The sequence below is a fragment of the Actinomadura sp. 1N219 genome (assembly GCF_044326405.1).
Lineage (GTDB): Bacteria > Actinomycetota > Actinomycetes > Streptosporangiales > Streptosporangiaceae > Spirillospora.
The window spans coordinates 90,896-106,489 of record NZ_JBIRAY010000005.1 but is presented as its reverse complement, the minus strand read 5'-3'; the positions used below and the strand labels follow the sequence as shown (position 1 = coordinate 106,489).

Below are 15,594 nucleotides of genomic sequence, written 5' to 3'. Positions count from 1 at the left end.
CGCCCGCCCTCGGCCGCGCCGTGCGGCCCCGTGCGGCCCCGTGCGCCTGGGGGGTCAGCGGCCGCGGAACGTGGCGCGGTAGGCGGTGGGCGGCACCCCGACCGCCGCCTGCAGATGCTGGCGCAGCGACGCGGCCGTCCCGAACCCGGCGCGCTCGGCGACCCGGTCCACCGGCAGGTCGGTCTCCTCCAGCAGCCGCCGTGCCCGCTCCACCCGCTGCGCCGTCAGCCACACCTGCGGCGACACGCCCGTCTCCTGCCGGAACCGGCGGGTGAAGGTCCGCACGCTCATCGAGGCCCGCGCCGCCATCCGCGCCAGCGTGACCGGGCCGTCCAGATGCCGCAGCGCCCACGCCCGCGCCGGTCCCGTCGACGCGTGCCGCTGCTCGGGCACCGGGCGCGCGATGAACTGGGCCTGGCCGCCGTCGCGGTGCGGCGGCACGACCGTGCGGCGCGCCACGTCCCCGGCCACCGCGGCGCCGTGGTCGCGGCGGATCAGGTGCAGGCACAGGTCGATGCCCGCCGCCTCCCCGGCCGAGGTGAGCACGTTCCCTTCGTCGGTGTACAGGACGGCCGCGTCCACCCGCACCCCGGGGAACATCGCGGCGAACCGGTCGCACGACATCCAGTGCGTGGTGGCGCGGCGCCCCTCCAGCAGCCCGGCCGCCGCGAGCACGAACGCGCCCGTGCAGATCGAGGCGATCCGCGCGCCGCGCCGCGCCGCCTCCGCCAGCGCCGCCGGGACCGGGCCCTCGCCTGGGCGGGTCTCGTCCAGCGTGTGGGACGCCGGGACGATCACGGTGCCGGCGGCGGCGACCGCGTCCAGGCCGTGGGCGACCGTCACCGCGAAGTCCGCGTCGGTCGCGACCTCGCCCGGCTCCACCGCGCACGACACCACCTCGTACAGCGGCGCGCCCGCGGCGGAGCGGGCCTGCCCGAACAGCTGGTGGACCAGGCCCAGCTCCAGCGGCAGGACCCCGTCGCGCACCAGCACCGCCACCCGATGCCGCACCACGATCATGGCCCGATCCTGACACATCTCGGCCGACCGGCCACTCGTGGGCGTCCCGCCGCCGCGGCAGCATCGGACACGCAGCACATCGGAAGGAGACAGCCATGAACGTCCTGTGGGTCTTCGCGCACCCCGAGGGCCGCTCCCTCAACGGGGTCCTGCGCGACCGCGGCGCCGCGACCCTCGCGCGCCTGGGCCACCGCGTCCGCCACTCCGACCTGTACGCGATGGAGTGGAACCCGGTCGTCGGGCCCGCCGACTTCGGCCACGACCCCCGCGACCGGCTCGTCGTCGGCGCCGCGTCCGAGCGCGCCCACGCCGCCGGCGCCCTGGCCCCCGACATCCGCGCCGAACAGGACAAGATCGCCTGGGCGGACGCGCTGGTCGTGCAGTTCCCGCTGTGGTGGTTCGGGATGCCCGCCATCCTCAAGGGCTGGTTCGACCGCGTCTTCGTCCAGGGGTTCGCGTTCGGCGTCACCGACGACCGCGGCCGCACCCAGCGCTACGGCGCCGGCGGCCTGGCCGGGCGCCGCGCCCTGGTCGTCACCACCGCCGGCGCCCGCCCCACCGGCCTGGGCCCCCGCGGCGTCCACGGCGACGCCGAGGACGTCCTGTTCCCCCTGCTGCACGGCACGCTGTTCTACACCGGCATGGACGTCCTGCCGCCGCTGGTCGTCCCCTCCGCCGACCGCGCCGGGCCCGCCGACACCGCGGCCGCCGCGGCCGCGCTCGACGAGCGGCTGCGCGACCTGCCCACCGCCGCGCCCATCCCGTACCGGACCGAGTCGGGCGGCGACTACGACGACGACCTCGTCCTGCGCCCCGCCCTGGCCCCCGGCCGCACCGGCCTCACCGTCCACCGCAGGGCCCCCGCGTCCCGGACGAACGCCGCCCGCCCCTCCCCGAGGCGGGGCACGGACCGGGCGAGGTCAGCGTCGGCGGGCCGTGATGATCCAGGCACGCGAGTCGAAGCACACCCCGCTGCCGGTGTCGTGCGCGGCGAGGGCGGCGCGCAGCCGCGCGCGTGCGTGCTCGACCGTCGCGGCGTCCAGGCCGGCGAGCACGTCGTCGTCCCAGAGGCGGAGCACGTTGTCGAAGGCGGCGGCGCTGCCGGGGCCGTAGTAGACGGGTTCGTGCACGTCGGTGAAGGCGACGTCCGCGAAGCCCGCCGCGGCCAGGACGCCCCCGGCGACGGCCGGGTCGGCGAGTGAGAACGGGTCCGGCCCGCCGGCGGCAGGGGCGGCGGGCGCGGTGCCGGGCCGGCGGATCACGGAGGCCCACTCATTGCGGTCGCGGCTTTGCCAGACCAGCAGCGCCAGACGCGCCGCAGGGCGCAGCGCGCGCCCGATATTGGCGAACGCGGCGACCGGGTCGTCGAAGAACATCGTCCCGAACCTGCTGATGCACAGGTCGAAACCCGCCGGCGGGAACGGATGCACCTGCGCGTCCGCCAGCTCGTAGGTGACGTTGGACAGTCCCTGGTCGCCGCTGAGCCGGCGGGCCCGCTCGAGCATCCGCGCGGACGTGTCGACGCCCACCGCGCTTCCCTCGACGGCGGCGCGGGCCGCCTCCCGCGTGGACTGGCCCGTCCCGCAGCCGATGTCGAGCACACGGTCGCCCGAGCCGACGCGGGCCGCGGCGCGGAAGAGCTCGTTGTGCCGCCGCAACTCCGCGTCGTAGTCGAACAGGCCGGCGCGATCGGACGCCACCGTCATCAACTCCTCTCACCCGTCATTCGGAAAGGTGATCGGTCATGCCGCCACGCTAAGCCGGGATGGCGATGCTCAGGCGCGCTCCCGTCCGGTTCGCCCGGCCGCGCGGACGCCCGCGCGGGCGTCCGCGCGGCCCGTGTGCAGGTAGCGCGCGCGGCCCTCGCCGTCATCTCCCAGGAACGCGACGGGCCCGCGGCCGGGCTCGGCGGGCAGCAGGGAGTCCCCGCGCCAGCCGAGCAGCTCCGTCCGGTACGGCTCGGCGCCGGCCTGCACCGCCAGGCCGAGGGGGACGTGGTCGAGCCACAGCCGCCCCCGCTCGTCCTCGCTCACCGTGGTCTCGCTCGTGCTCGACCGGTAGACGCCCGCGCAGCGCCGGGCGTCCGGGCGCGCCGTGGGGTCCGGGACGGGCTCGGCGGGCGTCCCGACGACCCTGCCGAGGATCTCCCTCATCAGCGGCCTGCGGTCGCCGCCGTTGGTGAGGACCGCCACGGACACGTCGCGGCCGGGGTCGACCCGCAGGACCGCCGACTGCCCGATGGTGTTGCCGTTGTGGCCGAACACCGGGCCGCCCGGCAGGTCGTAGAGCTCCCAGCCCAGGCCCCAGGCCGTCCCCCAGCCGATGTCGGGCAGGACGACCTGCGGCTCCCGCATGGCCCGCAGGCCCTCGTCGGCGAGATGCGCCCGGGCGAAGGCCAGCAGGTCGCGGGGGGTCATGGCGAGCATCGACCCGGCGGGCGCCTCCGAGCGCGCCATCGCCCACACCGGGACGGGCCGCCCGCCCAGGTGCCCCACCGCCGCGCGGTGCAGGATCGCCTCGTACGGATCGCTCGCCGCGTGCGTCATGCCCAGGGGCGTGAACAGGTGGTCGCGCATGCACCGGTCGAACGGCTCGCCCCGCACGACCTCCACGATCCGCCCGAGGACGCAGTAGCCCGCGTTGCAGTAGGAGAACATCTCCCCGGGCTCGAAGATCTGCGGCACTCCCGCCAGCAAATCCACGTACTTCTCCAGGCAGTCGTCCCCCTTGCCCGTGTCGGTGAACAGGTCCCCCTCGAACCCGGCCGTGTGGCACAGCAGCTGCCGGACGGTCGCCTCCCGGAACCCGGGAAGGTACTCCCCGGCCGGCGCGTCGAGCTCCACCAGCCCCTCCGCGACGAGGCCCATCACCAGCGTCGCCGTCAGGACCTTGGTGACTGACCCGATCTGGAACACCGAGTCGACCGTCGCCTCCACCCCCGTCGCCGTGCTCAGCACCCCCGCCGCGGCCTCGACCACCCGCCCCCCGGCGCCGACGGCGACCGCCGCCCCCGGCACCCCGTGCTCCTCCGCCAGCCCCGGCAGCCGCTCCCGCAGCCACCCCTCGACCTCATCGATCTCCATCGTCACCCGCCCCACCGTAGACGGCCGCAACGGCGCCATTTTCCGTTCACCGCGGCGTCCGCCAGTCCGCCCAGGTGAGTGCCGTCAAAGGAGGGAGAGCTGCCTTGGGGGATCGGGCGGCGGTGGCGGTGGGGATGGGGGATCGGGGCGGTGTGCGGCACGGTCGCCGATGCCGTAGCGGGCGGCCAGGTCGCGGACGCGGCGGGAGATGTCGTCCTGGTACTCGCGCGGCGCGTAGGCGCCCGCCCCGTACAGGCGCGCGTAGGGGACGATCAGCTCCGGGTGGTGCGCGCGCAGCCACGCCATGAACCATTCCCGGGCGCCGGGACGCAGGTGCAGCGTGATCGCCGACACCCAGGTCGCGCCGGCCTCGGCGATCTGCCGGACGGCCGCGTCCAGCTGCGCGGGCGAGTCCGACAGGTGGGGGAGGACCGGGCCCATCAGGACGCCGCAGCCGATGCCCGCCTCGTTCAGCGCCGTGCACACCGCGAGCCGACGGCGCGGCGGCGGGGTGCCCGGCTCCGCCAGCCGCCACAGGTCCGGGTCGACCGACCCGACCGACACCGCCGCGCTCACCGCCGCGCGCCCGGCCGCCTCCCGCAGGATCGGCAGGTCGCGCAGGATCAGCGACCCCTTGGTCAGGACGGAGAACGGGTTCGCGGCGTCCCGCAGCGCGGTCAGGATGCCCGGCATCAGCCGGTAGCGGCCCTCGGCGCGCTGGTAGCAGTCGACGTTGGCGCCCAGCGCGATGTGCTCGCCCCGCCACCGCGGCGACGCCAGCTCCGCCCGGACCCGCTCGGCCGCGTTTACCTTCACCACGATCCGCGAGTCGAAGTCGGCGCCCGCGTCCATGTCCAGGTATTCGTGGGTTTTGCGGGCGAAGCAGTACACGCAGGCGTGGGAGCAGCCTCGGTAGGGGTTGATCGTCCAGCGGAACGGCATGCGGGACGCCTCGGGCACCTTGTTCACGACCGTCCTGGCGCGGACCTCGTAGAAGGTCATGCCGCGGAACTCGGGGGTGTCGAACGTGCGGGCCACCGCCCGCCGCTCGATCAGCGGCGGCTCCGGGCCCGGGTCGCCGTCCAGCCGCAGATGATCCCAGCGCACACCCCACCCACTTTCGAACGTCTGAGCGATCAGCGTCCGGCCAGTATGGAACGTGTGTTCGATGATCGCAACGCGGAGGTCGGGCGAAACGGGACGGGTGGGCATTACACGGGCATCCGCGTTCCGTACGCAGCACCGCGACGGGTAGGTGACAATGGGCCGCTATGGCAACGCGACTGAGGATCCGGATCACGGCGGCCCTCGCGGCGGGAACGGCGGCGTGCGCGCTGGCCGGCTGCGGCATCCCCGCGCTCGGCGGCGAGAGCGGCGACCGCGGCCCCGTCACCGCCGGCGCCGAGGCCGAATGCACCGCCGTCCCCGCGCCCGGCGACGGCGGCCGGACGCGGCAGCTGCGCGCCATGTGGATCGCCACCGTCGCCGGCATCGACTGGCCCAAGGACACCGCCGACCCCGCCGCCGAGCAGCGCGAGCAGTTCACCCGGCTCCTCGACACCGCCGCCGCGATGAACATGAACGCCGTGTTCGTGCAGATCCGCCCCAACTCCGACGCGTTCTACCCCTCCCCGTACGAGCCGTGGTCGCAGTGGATCACCGGCACGCAGGGCAAGGACCCCGGCTACGACGTCCTCGCCTTCATGATCAAAGAGGCGCACGCCCGGAACCTGGAGTTCCACGCCTGGTTCAACCCCTACCGCGTGTCCCGCCAGGACGACCTGAAGAAGCTCTCGCCCAAGAGCCCCGCCCGGCAGCACCCCGACTGGGTCCGCAAGTACGGGACCGGCCTGTGGTACGACCCGGGCATCCCGCAGGTCCGCGACCTGGCCACCAGAGCCGTGATGGACGTCGTCGCCAAGTACGACATCGACGCCGTCCACTTCGACGACTACTTCTACCCCTACCCCGAGGGCGGCGAGTTCCCCGACCAGGCCACCTACAAGACCCACGGCGGCGGCATGGACAAGGGCGACTGGCGCCGCAAGAACGTCGACACCCTCGTCCAGACCCTGTCCGGGAAGATCCACGACAAGAAGCCGTGGGTGCGGTTCGGGATCAGCCCGTTCGGCGTGTGGCGCAACAAGACCACCGACCCGCGCGGGTCCGGCACCCGCGCGCTGCAGAGTTACGACGACATCTACGCCGACACCCGCACCTGGATCAAGAAGGGGTGGATCGACTACGTCACCCCGCAGCTGTACTGGCCGATCGGCGACCCCCGCGCCGACTACGCCGAGCTCGCCGGCTGGTGGGCCCGCCAGGTCGAGGGCACCGACGTGCAGCTCACCATCGGGCAGGGCGCCTACCGCGTCGGCAAGGACGCCGCCTGGAAGGACCCCGCCGAGCTGTCCAAGCACCTCACCCTCAACGCCAAGCACCCGGAGATCCGCGGCGACGTGTACTTCAGCGCCTCCGACATCGTCTCCAACCGCCGCGGGTTCGCCGCCCGGCTGCGCGAGGACCACTACCCCCGCCCCGCCATCCCGCCCGTCCCCGCCGGCCGTGGCGGGAAGGCGCCGCCGCCCGTCCAGGACACCGCCGCCGTCCCCGCCGACGGCACCGGCAAGGGCGGCAAGGGTGTGAAGGGCGTGAAGGTGACCTGGCGGCCGTCGGAGGGCGCCACCTCCTACGCCGTCTACCGCGTGGACGGCGAACGCCCCGGCTGCGCCCCCGTCGACCCCGAGCGCCTCATCGCCAACGTCCGCGGCGGCGGCATCGTCGACCCCGGCGCCAAGCCCGGCCGCGCCTACACCTACTACGTCACCGCGCTGGACCGCCTCCACCACCAGAGCGCCCCCGGGCGCGGCGCAACCGTCACACCGCCCCAGGGATAACGATCATGCTCCGCGGGGAGAATCCAGACACCTGACCCCCGGAGGTATGAGCATGGCGCTGTCGATGGAGGAGCAGCGGATCCTCACGCAGATCGAGGTCCGCCTGAGCGAGGACGAACCGCGGCTGGCCCATCGCCTCGCACGGCTCGGCGCACCCCGCCGCCGCGCCCGCACCGTCGTCCTCGCCGCGGCCGCCGCCATCGTCGTCCTCGCCGCGATCGGCGCCGCGATCGCCGCGGCCGTACTCTGACACCGCCGTAACACGGCCGGGCCCCGCAGTCTCGCGCGGCGCCCGCGCCGGTCCCGGGACGGCCGTGCGCGCCCCCGGCCGCCCGCAGGCGCGCGAACGCCGATGCCCCGGCGAGGACCTCCTCGCCGGGGCATCGGCGTTCAAGCCGGTGTGGTGGTCGCCTCACGGCGAAAGGCACAACGAAGCTCCAGCCCGGACCGCATGGGACCGGCGGTATTCCCCGAAGGCGTCAGGTAGAGCCCGGGGGACACATGCCACACCGACCCGTCCACTGTAACGGCTCCCCGCGGGTGCTCCTCCACCGCGTCCCCGATGTCCCGATCACCTCACCCCCGGGTGAGGCTTGCCTGAGCCCGTGCACCCCGCCCGCGCCGGACGCGTCCCCGACTGTGACCGCACGCTCGCAGCACCGGGGGAACGGCGGCCAGGGGACGGCCGCCGGCCCGGTGGAGACCGGTACGGAAGAGACCGGCACAGAGGGGAGAAGCGACAGTGACCACCACGGGGACCGGAACCAGGCGACCCGCCGACGCGGCCGCCGCCCGCGGCGGGGGCCGCGACACGCTCCACCGCACCGCCGCCACCGACCTGCCCGACGACACCGAACCCACCGAACCCACCGAAGCTGCAGACACCGCCGCCGACACCCGGGCACGGGCGTCGCCGCCAGCGCGGGCACAGGCCCGGCCGCCAGCGCGGGTGCGGGCCTCACCGCCGGCCTCACCGGGGGCGCTGGCACCGCCGCGGACGACGATGCGGATGCGGACGCAGCCGCGGAGGGCAGCTCGGACGGCGGCGTGGGCGATGGCGTGGGCGACGGCTCTGAGAGCACCGGCGGTGGTGTGGACGGTGGGGAGCGCGGTGCCGGCGGTGCGGGGTCGGGGGCTTGGGAGCTGGCCGCCGAACCCTACGCCGCGGCCCGCGCGCGCGGGCTCACCCGCCGCGCCCTGCGGGACTGGCGCGTGACCGACCCCGGCGACGTCGACGACGTCGTCCTCATCGTCGACGAGCTCGTCACCAACGCCGTCGTCCACGGCGCCGGGCCCGTCCGCCTCGCCCTGCGCCTGCACGGCGACCGCCTCGACGGCGAGGTCGGCGACGCCGCGCCCGCCGGGCCGCCCGGCCCGCGCAACCCGCTGACGGGGGATGCGCCCGCCGAGCCGCGCGTCCTGGACTGGGCCGAGGCCGGACGCGGGCTGCTCCTGGTCGCCGCCCTCGCCACCGGCTACGGCGCCCGGCCCGAACCGTCCGGCAAGACCGTCTGGTTCACCCGCCGTCTCGCCGCCGGCGGCCCCCCGCCCCGCCTGACCCGCTACCTGCGACGGGACGGGGCGGCCGTCAGGCTTGCAGGGGGCAGCGGTCCACGACCCAGACCTCCTCGTCGTCCCCGGACGGGGCCGGCGGCGGCTCGTCGGTCAGCCGGTCCAGATGCCACTCGATGTGCGCCAGCGGGCCCCGCCAGCCCGCCAGCAGGTCCGCCAGCGGTCGCGGCGGGCCTGGCGGGCCGTAGGGGCGGGGGTCGGGCAGCTCCCCCTCCCATAGCGCGTCGTCGCAGCCCGCCGCCCAGTGCGCCACCGACTCCAGGACCTCCTCCAAGTCACGAGCCAGCTCGCCCAGCGACCGCAACGCCATCGCGTCCTGGATCATCCGCTCGCGCGCGTCGAAGGGCAGCTCCCGGTCGAACCCGTCGGGGAACCGCGGGCGGCGCCCCGCCAGTACCGGCTCCTCGTCGGTGGCCGCCGACCGGATCGCCGCCGCCTGCCACCGCGTCCACTCCGCCAGATGCCCCAGCACGCCCCGCAGCGCCGCCGCCCCCGCGCCACGCGACGCGCCCCGTGACGCGGCGCGGGCCGAGCCGGTGGGCACGACCTCCGCCGTCGCGTCCCGCAGCCGGGACCGGACGAACTCCAGCCGGTCCAGCGTCCACGCACGCGCCCGCGCGGCGCCCGCCGGGCCGCGCGGGCCCGTCTCGGCCGGGGGACGCGGCATCGGCACCCGCAGCGCCGCCAGCAGCGCGTCCAGGTCGCGGACCTCGCCGCCGCGCCCCGACAGGAACGCCGCGCCGATCCGGTCCAGCCGGAACATCCGGGGACCGTCGCGCATCCGGCACCACCCCACCAGGTACTCGGCGTAGGGGGCGATGACCAGGCCGTGCGCCTCCACGTCGCGGAAACTGCGCGCCCCCGACTGGTCGGTGTAGGCCAGCCGCACGATCCGGCGGGTCCGGACGGCCTCGGCGAGGGTGCCGCGCACCGGGCCCACCAGCGACTCCGCCTCCGTCAGCGGCGCCGGCTCCGCCGCGGCGGGCAGCGCGTGCCCGCGGCCCTTCTCCGCCCGCACCGGCAGCCCGCCGTGCGTCAGCAGCTCCAGGTCGCGGCGGACGGTCCGCTCGCTGACCCGCAGCCGCGCGGCCAGCTCCGCCGGGTCCAGCGGCGCGGGCGACGCCGCGCGGAGCTCGGCGACGAGCGCCAGCAGCCGGTCTACGCGATCCACACCCCCATCGTGACCGCGCCCACCGACATTTCACCGCGCGCAGGGGCCCAAATCCCTTACGGGCAAGGCGAATCGGGCCCCCGGGCGACCGCCCCGCCGCGCCAAGCCCCGGTGGCCGAGCCCCGGCGGGCCGGGGATCAGCGGGCGCGGTCAGCGGCCTGACAGTTCTGCTGCCAGGCCCTCGAAGTCGGCCGCCGTCAGCGACAGCGCGCTGCCGATCGCCTGCGTCGCCTCCGCGCTGCCCAGATGCCGGGTCGCCGCCCGGTCCAGGTAGGCCTCCACCAGGCGGGCGCCGGTGAGGCGGCCGCGCGGGCGCAGCGTCCCGACGTCGCGGTTGACCACCGTCCAGGCGTCCGACCCCAGCCGCAGCCGCCGCTCCTCGGCCAGCAGGCCCACCAGCGCCGACCGCGCCGCCGCGTCGGAAAGGTCCGGGAGCCGCACCGCCCGCAGGTCCGTCACCAGCTCCGGCGACGCCGCCGACAGCTCGCCGACCCGGTCCGGCTCGCACGTGCCCAGCAGCGCGGTGTCGTTGACGCCCTCCAGCCGCGCCCGGTACAGCACCGACGCGTACGCCGGGCCCTGCGCCTCGTCCAGGATCAGGCCGTCCAGGCCGTCCAGCAGCAGGACGTGCCCGGCGTGCTCCTCCAGCGCGGCGCGCAGCCCCTCGGGGCCGTGCTCGCGCAGGTCCTCGGCGTGGGCGCTGTGGACCTGCCCGCTTGAGGCCTCCACCTCCGCCAGCGCCGCCGCGGCCATCCGCGCCAGCCGCCGCTGCCCGCTGGACGGCGTCCCGATCAGCAGCAGCGCCGGCGCCGACGCGCTGGACACCTCCTGCCCGCGCAGCCGCCGCGCCCACTTCCCGCGCCGCCGCACCTCCGTCACGACGCGTTCGATGTCGTCGGCGCCGCACAGGAACCGGATCCCGTACGCCTCGGCGATCTGCGGGCTGCGCTCCCGCGCGGGCGCCGGCCGCAGCGGGGGCGGCGGCTCGGGCACCGGCGCCGGCGGCGGAGGCAGATCCGCGTGCGGGACGGCCTCCCGCTCCGGCTCGGCCGGCGGCTCGGCAGGCGAGGCCGAAGGTGCGGGGGGCGGCGCGGTGTCCGCGCCGGGCCAGGCCGGGCCCGGGTCTAGCTGGGTCTTGAACGCGTCGGTGTCCAGCTGCGTCTCCTGCGGCTCGGCGGGCCACACCGGCTCCGGCGGCGCGGGCGGCAGGCCGGGAAACGGCGGGGGAGCGGCGTCGGCGGTCGTCGCGTCCGGCGGCTGCGGCCACGCCGGGGGCTCGTCCGCCGCGCGCGCCGGCTCAGGCGCCGGGGGCGGGGGAGGAGGGGGCGGCGGGTGCGGGGTGGCGCGCGTCGGCGGGGCCTCCATGCCGAACGGGTCCGACGGCTCGGGCGCCACGGCGGTCGGCGGAGCCGGAGCCGGCGGCGGAGTCATCGGCCGGGCGGGCGGCTGGGCGGGCGGCTGGAGGGGCGGGGGCTCGGGCGCGGACGGCGGCGGCACCGGAGCGGCGGCCGGAGGCGGGGCGGGCGCGACCGCGGGCGGCGGGCCCGGCGCGTCCTTCGCCGGCTCGGGCACCGGCGCCACCGGCTGGTCGCCGCCCGCGCCGCGCTCGGCGGCCAGATGCTCCCGCGCGGCCTTGATGATGTCCCACGCCGACAGCTCGTCGGTGGACGGCGGGGTGTGCATCGCCGGGGACGTCAGCTCCGCCGCGACCGCCTGCGGCACCGCGAACCCCGTCGCCGGCGGCGGGACCTGCGCCAGCCGGCACCACGTCAGCCCGAGGGTGTAGGTGGTGGCCAGCAGCGCGGCGAGGGCGTCGGCGTCGTCGCTGCGCAGCGCGTCCGGGAGCCGCCCGTCGCGCGGCCACAGCGACCGCAGCGGGTTGGCCGGGTCGCCCAGCACCGCCTGCACCGTCCGGGCGCTGTCGGCGTCCAGCCACCGCTGCAGCGCCGGCAGCGCGCCCGGCGAGGCCTGCAGGTCGGCGGCCAGCACCGCGACCCCCGCGCGGCGGACCTCGTCGTGCCCCCGCCCCGGCGCCGCCGGGCGCGGGCCGGTCAGCCCCGCGACGATCTGCTGCAGGTCGTACAGCGCGAGGCGCAGGTACTCGCCGGGCGCGGTGTCGCGGACCATCGGCGTCGCGAACTCCGCCGGGCAGCGCCGCCGCCACTCCTGCACGATCGCGTCCGGCCCGTACCGGACGGTCGCCAGGTCCTGGTTGACCAGCCGCAGCGACGCCGCCGTGATCGCCGAGAGGGCGTCCGCGCCGGGACGGAACCGCGGGTCGGCCTGCAGCCCCGCCGCGACCTCGTACATCACGCGGGCGATGTGCGCGGCGCCGCCGCCGTCGCCGGCGCCGAGGCGGTGCACGTAGTAGCCGGCCAGGGTGCCGAGGTCGGGCGGCATCATCCAGTGCAGCTGCTCGGCGGAGGTGGTCAGGAACGGGATGAACGACTCGATCAACGGGTGCTCGGTCAGCGCCACCGGCGACCCCGCGCACCACAGCAGCGCGCCCCACGCCGCCGCGACCGTGGACGGCGTCCCGGGCTGGAACATCGGGTCGCGCTGCACGAACTGCTGCGGGTTGACCGCCAGCGCGGTGGTGAGCGCCTGGGAGATCCGCGCCACCACCGCGGTGTCGGGGACGGGCCCGAGGAACCCCAGCGGCGCGACCCGCCCGGCCGACAAGTCCGGGCCGGTCGGGAACAGCTGCGGCGGGACGGGCGGCGTCCCGGCCCCCTGCGGCGCGGGGACGGCGACGCGGCGGTCCTCGAACGCGGCGGGCGGCGGGCAGGGATGCCAGGTGCCGTCCAGGCCGCACCGGTACCAGCGGCCCCACGCCCCGTACAGCCACCACTCCCCGGCGCCCCACAGCATCCGCGCGGCGATCTGGGCGGCGCGGTCGGCGGGCGGCGCGGTCTGCCACCAGGGGGAGGCGACCAGCTCGCGCACGTTGCCCTCGACGGACGCGAACAGGTCCCCGCTCGGGCCGCCTCCGGTCCCGCCGGGTCCGCCGGGTGCTCCGCCTCCGCCGGGCCCCGCCCCGGCCGCCTGCCAGCTCATCCGGCGATAGTAGTGGCCGCGGGCGGACCGTCCGGCACCGCGTGAATCAATCGCTCCGGACCGGTCCGTCCCGGTTCGCGGGCGGCCGCGCGGGCCCGTGTGCGGGCCGGTGCGCCGCCCGTCGACGTGTAAGGAGTGTTATGTCATGATGCTCATTAGCTCGCGGGTGCGGGCGGCACGACGGCGGTGAGGCCCGGGCGGGCCGGGCGACGGATCAGAGGTGGCGGTGGACGGTGCGGCGCGCACCCGCGCCTGGGGCGTGGGCCTGGCGGTGTTCTCCTCGGTCTGCTTCGGCGCGTCCGGGCCGTTCGGCAAGGCGCTCATCGAGGCGGGCCTCGGCCCGCTGCAGGCGGTGTGGCTGCGGATCGCGACCGCCGCGCTGGTCCTGGTCCCGCTCGCCCTGCTGCTGCGCGGCCGGGCGGCCGTCCGGGGCCTGCGCCTAAACCTCGGGCCCGTCCTCCTGTACGGGGTGACCGGCGTCGCCGGGTGCCAGGCCCTGTACTTCGTCGCCGCGTCCCGGCTGCCGGTCGGCGTGGCGATCCTGCTGGAGTTCAGCGGCCCCGTGATCGTGCTGGCGTGGCTGGGGCTCGTCCGCCGCGCCCCCGTGCACCGCACCGCCGTCGCCGGCGTCGCGGTCGCGATGGCCGGGCTGACGATGGTCGTCCAGGTCTGGACGGGCCTGAGCCTGGACCCGGTCGGCCTGGCCGCCGGGATCGGCGCCGCCGCCTGCCAGGCCAGCTACTTCCTCATCGTCGACCGCCTCACCGGACGCGTCGACCCCCTGGTCATCACCGCGTCCGGCAGCGTCGTCGCCGCCGTGTCGCTCACCGCGCTCGCCACGCCCTGGTCGCTGCCCTGGGACGTGCTGCCCGCGCAGGTCCCCGTCGCCGGGCACACCGCCCCCGGCTGGACACTGGTCGTCTGGATCGGGATCGTCAGCACCGTGCTGGCCTACCTCGCCGGGGTCGCCGGGCTGCAGCGGCTGTCGGCGCAGGTCGGCGGCGCGATCTGCTACACCGAGGCGGTCGCCGCCGCGCTCATCGCCTGGGCCGTCCTCGGCGAGCGCCTCACCCCCGCGCAGATGCTCGGCGGCGTCATCGTCCTGACCGGCGCCTACATCGCCCAGCGCGCCGCCGTCCCCCGCCCCGGCCTCCCCGCCCAGGTGCCCGCCGGGACCGGCACGGCCGCCGCCGCGCCCGGGACCGGGATGGCCGAGCCCGCCGGGAAATGAGCGCCGGCGCCGCCTACACTCCAGATGTGATCAACGTCTGCTTCGCCGGCGTCACCGGCTGGACCGCGCCGCCGATCATCGCCGGGCTGGACGCCGCCGACGACCTGGCTCTGACCGCCGGGGTGTCCCGGTCCGCGGCCGGGCGGGACCTGTCCGACGCCACTGCCGCCCGCGGCCCCGGACGCGTCCACGCCACCGTCGCCGACGCGCTCGCCGGCGCCCCCGTGGACGTCCTGGTCGACTACACCAGCGCCGACGCCGTCCGCCGCAACGTGTGGACCGCCGTCGAGGCCGGAGTCCACGCCGTGATCGGCTCCAGCGGCCTCACCGCCGCCGACTACGACGAACTGGACCGCCTCGCCCGCCGCACCGGCGCCGGGGTGATCGCCGCGGGCAACTTCTCGGTGATGGCCGCCGTCCTGCTCCGCGCCGCCACCCTCGCCGCCCGGCAGCTGGACCAGTGGGAGATCATCGACTACGCCGCCGCCGCGAAACCCGACGTGCCCAGCGGAACCGCACGCGAACTCGCCGAGACCCTCGGCCGGGAGCACCCGCCCGCCCCCGCCGTCCCGCCGGAGCGGCTGCACGGCCCGCCCGAGGCGCGCGGCGCGGACGTCGCCGGAACCCGCGTCCACTCGATCCGGCTGCCCGGCTTCGTCGTCGCCACCGAGGTCGTCTTCGGCGGCGACGGCGAACGCCTCGTCATGCGCCACGACCCCGGCCTCACCCCCGACCCCTACGCCGCCGGGACCCTCCTGGCGATCCGCCGCGTCGCCGAGACCCCCGGCGTCCGCCGCGGCCTCGACACCCTCCTGTTCCCCGCCGACCCGCCCGGATGACCCGCACCGCCCGGGGCGGGCCCGATCCGGCGGGACGCGATCCTCGCCCCCCGGTACAGTGGGCGACCGCCCATCCGACCGCCCATCCGACCGCCGGGGGACAGGGGTCACAGTGCCGACCGGGGTGCACATCCGCGACGTGCGCGAGCAGCTGTTCGGCGCCGCCGACCGCGTCCTGCTCCGCGCCGGGCCGAGCGCGCTGACCAGCCGCGCCGTCACCGCCGAGGCGGGCTGCGCCAAGGGCGTCCTGCACCGGCACTTCGCCGACTTCGACGACTTCCTCGCCGAGTTCGTGCAGGCCCGCGTCCACCGCATCGACGCCCAGGCCGCCGCCCTGCGCCGCGCCGCCGGGACCGGCACCGTCACCGGCAACCTCACCGCCGCGCTCACCGCCGTGTTCGGCCCGGCCGCCGTCGCGATCGTCGCGCTCGTCACCTTCCGCGACGGGCTGCGCGCCCGGCTGCGCCGCACCCGGCCCGCCGGCGTCCCGATCCTCACCGAGGCCGCCGGGATGATCGCCTCCTACCTCGACCGCGAGCGGGACCTGGGCCGCCTCGACGCCGCCGCCGACGTCGACACGCTCGCGGGCACGCTGATCGGCGCCGGGCACATGCTGTTCGCCGACCCGGGGTCCGCCCCGCCGGACGCCGAAGCCGTCCGCAGGACGGTGACCACCGTCATCGCCGCCGCCCTGACACCGCCGCCCTGACACCGCCGCCCTGGC

Annotated in this window: 11 protein-coding genes and 2 pseudogenes; 7 read left to right on the top strand and 6 right to left on the bottom strand. The window is 76.7% G+C overall.

Going from position 1 to position 15,594, the window contains the following annotated elements; all coding sequences use genetic code 11:
* Positions 1–54: 54 nt before the first annotated feature.
* Complete coding sequence (locus ACH35V_RS17940) at positions 55–1,020, bottom strand: GlxA family transcriptional regulator (RefSeq protein ID WP_395973614.1); 966 nt, start codon at positions 1,018–1,020, stop codon at positions 55–57.
* Positions 1,021–1,115: 95 nt separating this feature from the next.
* On the opposite strand from ACH35V_RS17940, the pseudogene ACH35V_RS17935 reads away from it, so the two are divergent.
* Positions 1,116–1,736 (top strand): annotated as a pseudogene (locus ACH35V_RS17935) (NAD(P)H-dependent oxidoreductase); the annotation flags it as partial.
* Positions 1,737–1,940: 204 nt separating this feature from the next.
* On the opposite strand, the gene ACH35V_RS17930 reads toward ACH35V_RS17935, so the two are convergent.
* The 3 genes from ACH35V_RS17930 to ACH35V_RS17920 form a co-directional block, all read right to left on the bottom strand.
* Positions 1,941–2,720, bottom strand: a complete 780-nt coding sequence (locus ACH35V_RS17930) for a class I SAM-dependent methyltransferase (protein WP_395973612.1) — start codon at positions 2,718–2,720, stop codon at positions 1,941–1,943.
* Between the two features lie 75 nt (positions 2,721–2,795).
* Complete coding sequence (locus ACH35V_RS17925; RefSeq protein WP_395974151.1) at positions 2,796–4,103, bottom strand: serine hydrolase domain-containing protein; 1,308 nt, start codon at positions 4,101–4,103, stop codon at positions 2,796–2,798.
* 84 nt (positions 4,104–4,187) lie between these two features.
* Positions 4,188–5,210 carry an Rv2578c family radical SAM protein gene (locus ACH35V_RS17920; protein WP_395973610.1) on the bottom strand — a complete coding sequence of 341 codons (1,023 nt, stop codon included), beginning with the start codon at positions 5,208–5,210 and terminating at the stop codon, positions 4,188–4,190.
* A 164-nt stretch (positions 5,211–5,374) separates the two neighbouring features.
* Here ACH35V_RS17920 and ACH35V_RS17915 point away from each other — a divergent pair, with 164 nt between their 5' ends.
* From ACH35V_RS17915 to ACH35V_RS17905, 3 genes and pseudogenes are all read left to right on the top strand, one after another.
* A complete protein-coding gene (locus tag ACH35V_RS17915) occupies positions 5,375–7,000 on the top strand; it encodes a family 10 glycosylhydrolase (protein ID WP_395973608.1) in 1,626 nt (541 codons plus the stop codon).
* 46 nt (positions 7,001–7,046) lie between these two features.
* Positions 7,047–7,250, top strand: a complete 204-nt coding sequence (locus ACH35V_RS17910) for a DUF3040 domain-containing protein (RefSeq protein ID WP_395973606.1) — start codon at positions 7,047–7,049, stop codon at positions 7,248–7,250.
* 251 nt (positions 7,251–7,501) lie between these two features.
* A pseudogene (locus ACH35V_RS17905) lies at positions 7,502–8,509 on the top strand (ATP-binding protein); the annotation flags it as partial.
* Positions 8,510–8,588: 79 nt separating this feature from the next.
* On the opposite strand, the gene ACH35V_RS17900 reads toward ACH35V_RS17905, so the two are convergent.
* A complete protein-coding gene (locus tag ACH35V_RS17900; protein WP_395973605.1) occupies positions 8,589–9,743 on the bottom strand; it encodes a helix-turn-helix transcriptional regulator in 1,155 nt (384 codons plus the stop codon).
* Positions 9,744–9,893: 150 nt separating this feature from the next.
* Positions 9,894–12,800 carry a hypothetical protein gene (locus tag ACH35V_RS17895; protein WP_395973603.1) on the bottom strand — a complete coding sequence of 969 codons (2,907 nt, stop codon included), beginning with the start codon at positions 12,798–12,800 and terminating at the stop codon, positions 9,894–9,896.
* 220 nt (positions 12,801–13,020) lie between these two features.
* Between ACH35V_RS17895 and ACH35V_RS17890 the strand changes: the two genes are divergently transcribed.
* From ACH35V_RS17890 to ACH35V_RS17880, 3 genes are all read left to right on the top strand, one after another.
* The gene (locus ACH35V_RS17890) at positions 13,021–14,031 is read left to right on the top strand and encodes an EamA family transporter (RefSeq protein WP_395973601.1); all 1,011 of its coding nucleotides are present in this window, start codon (positions 13,021–13,023) and stop codon (positions 14,029–14,031) included.
* 26 nt (positions 14,032–14,057) lie between these two features.
* Positions 14,058–14,870 (top strand): 4-hydroxy-tetrahydrodipicolinate reductase, encoded by an 813-nt coding sequence (gene dapB, locus ACH35V_RS17885; protein WP_395973600.1) that lies wholly within the window; start codon positions 14,058–14,060, stop codon positions 14,868–14,870.
* Positions 14,871–14,982: 112 nt separating this feature from the next.
* Entirely contained in the window at positions 14,983–15,579 is a 597-nt protein-coding gene (locus ACH35V_RS17880) for a TetR family transcriptional regulator (protein ID WP_395973599.1), read from the top strand.
* Positions 15,580–15,594 lie beyond the last annotated feature (15 nt).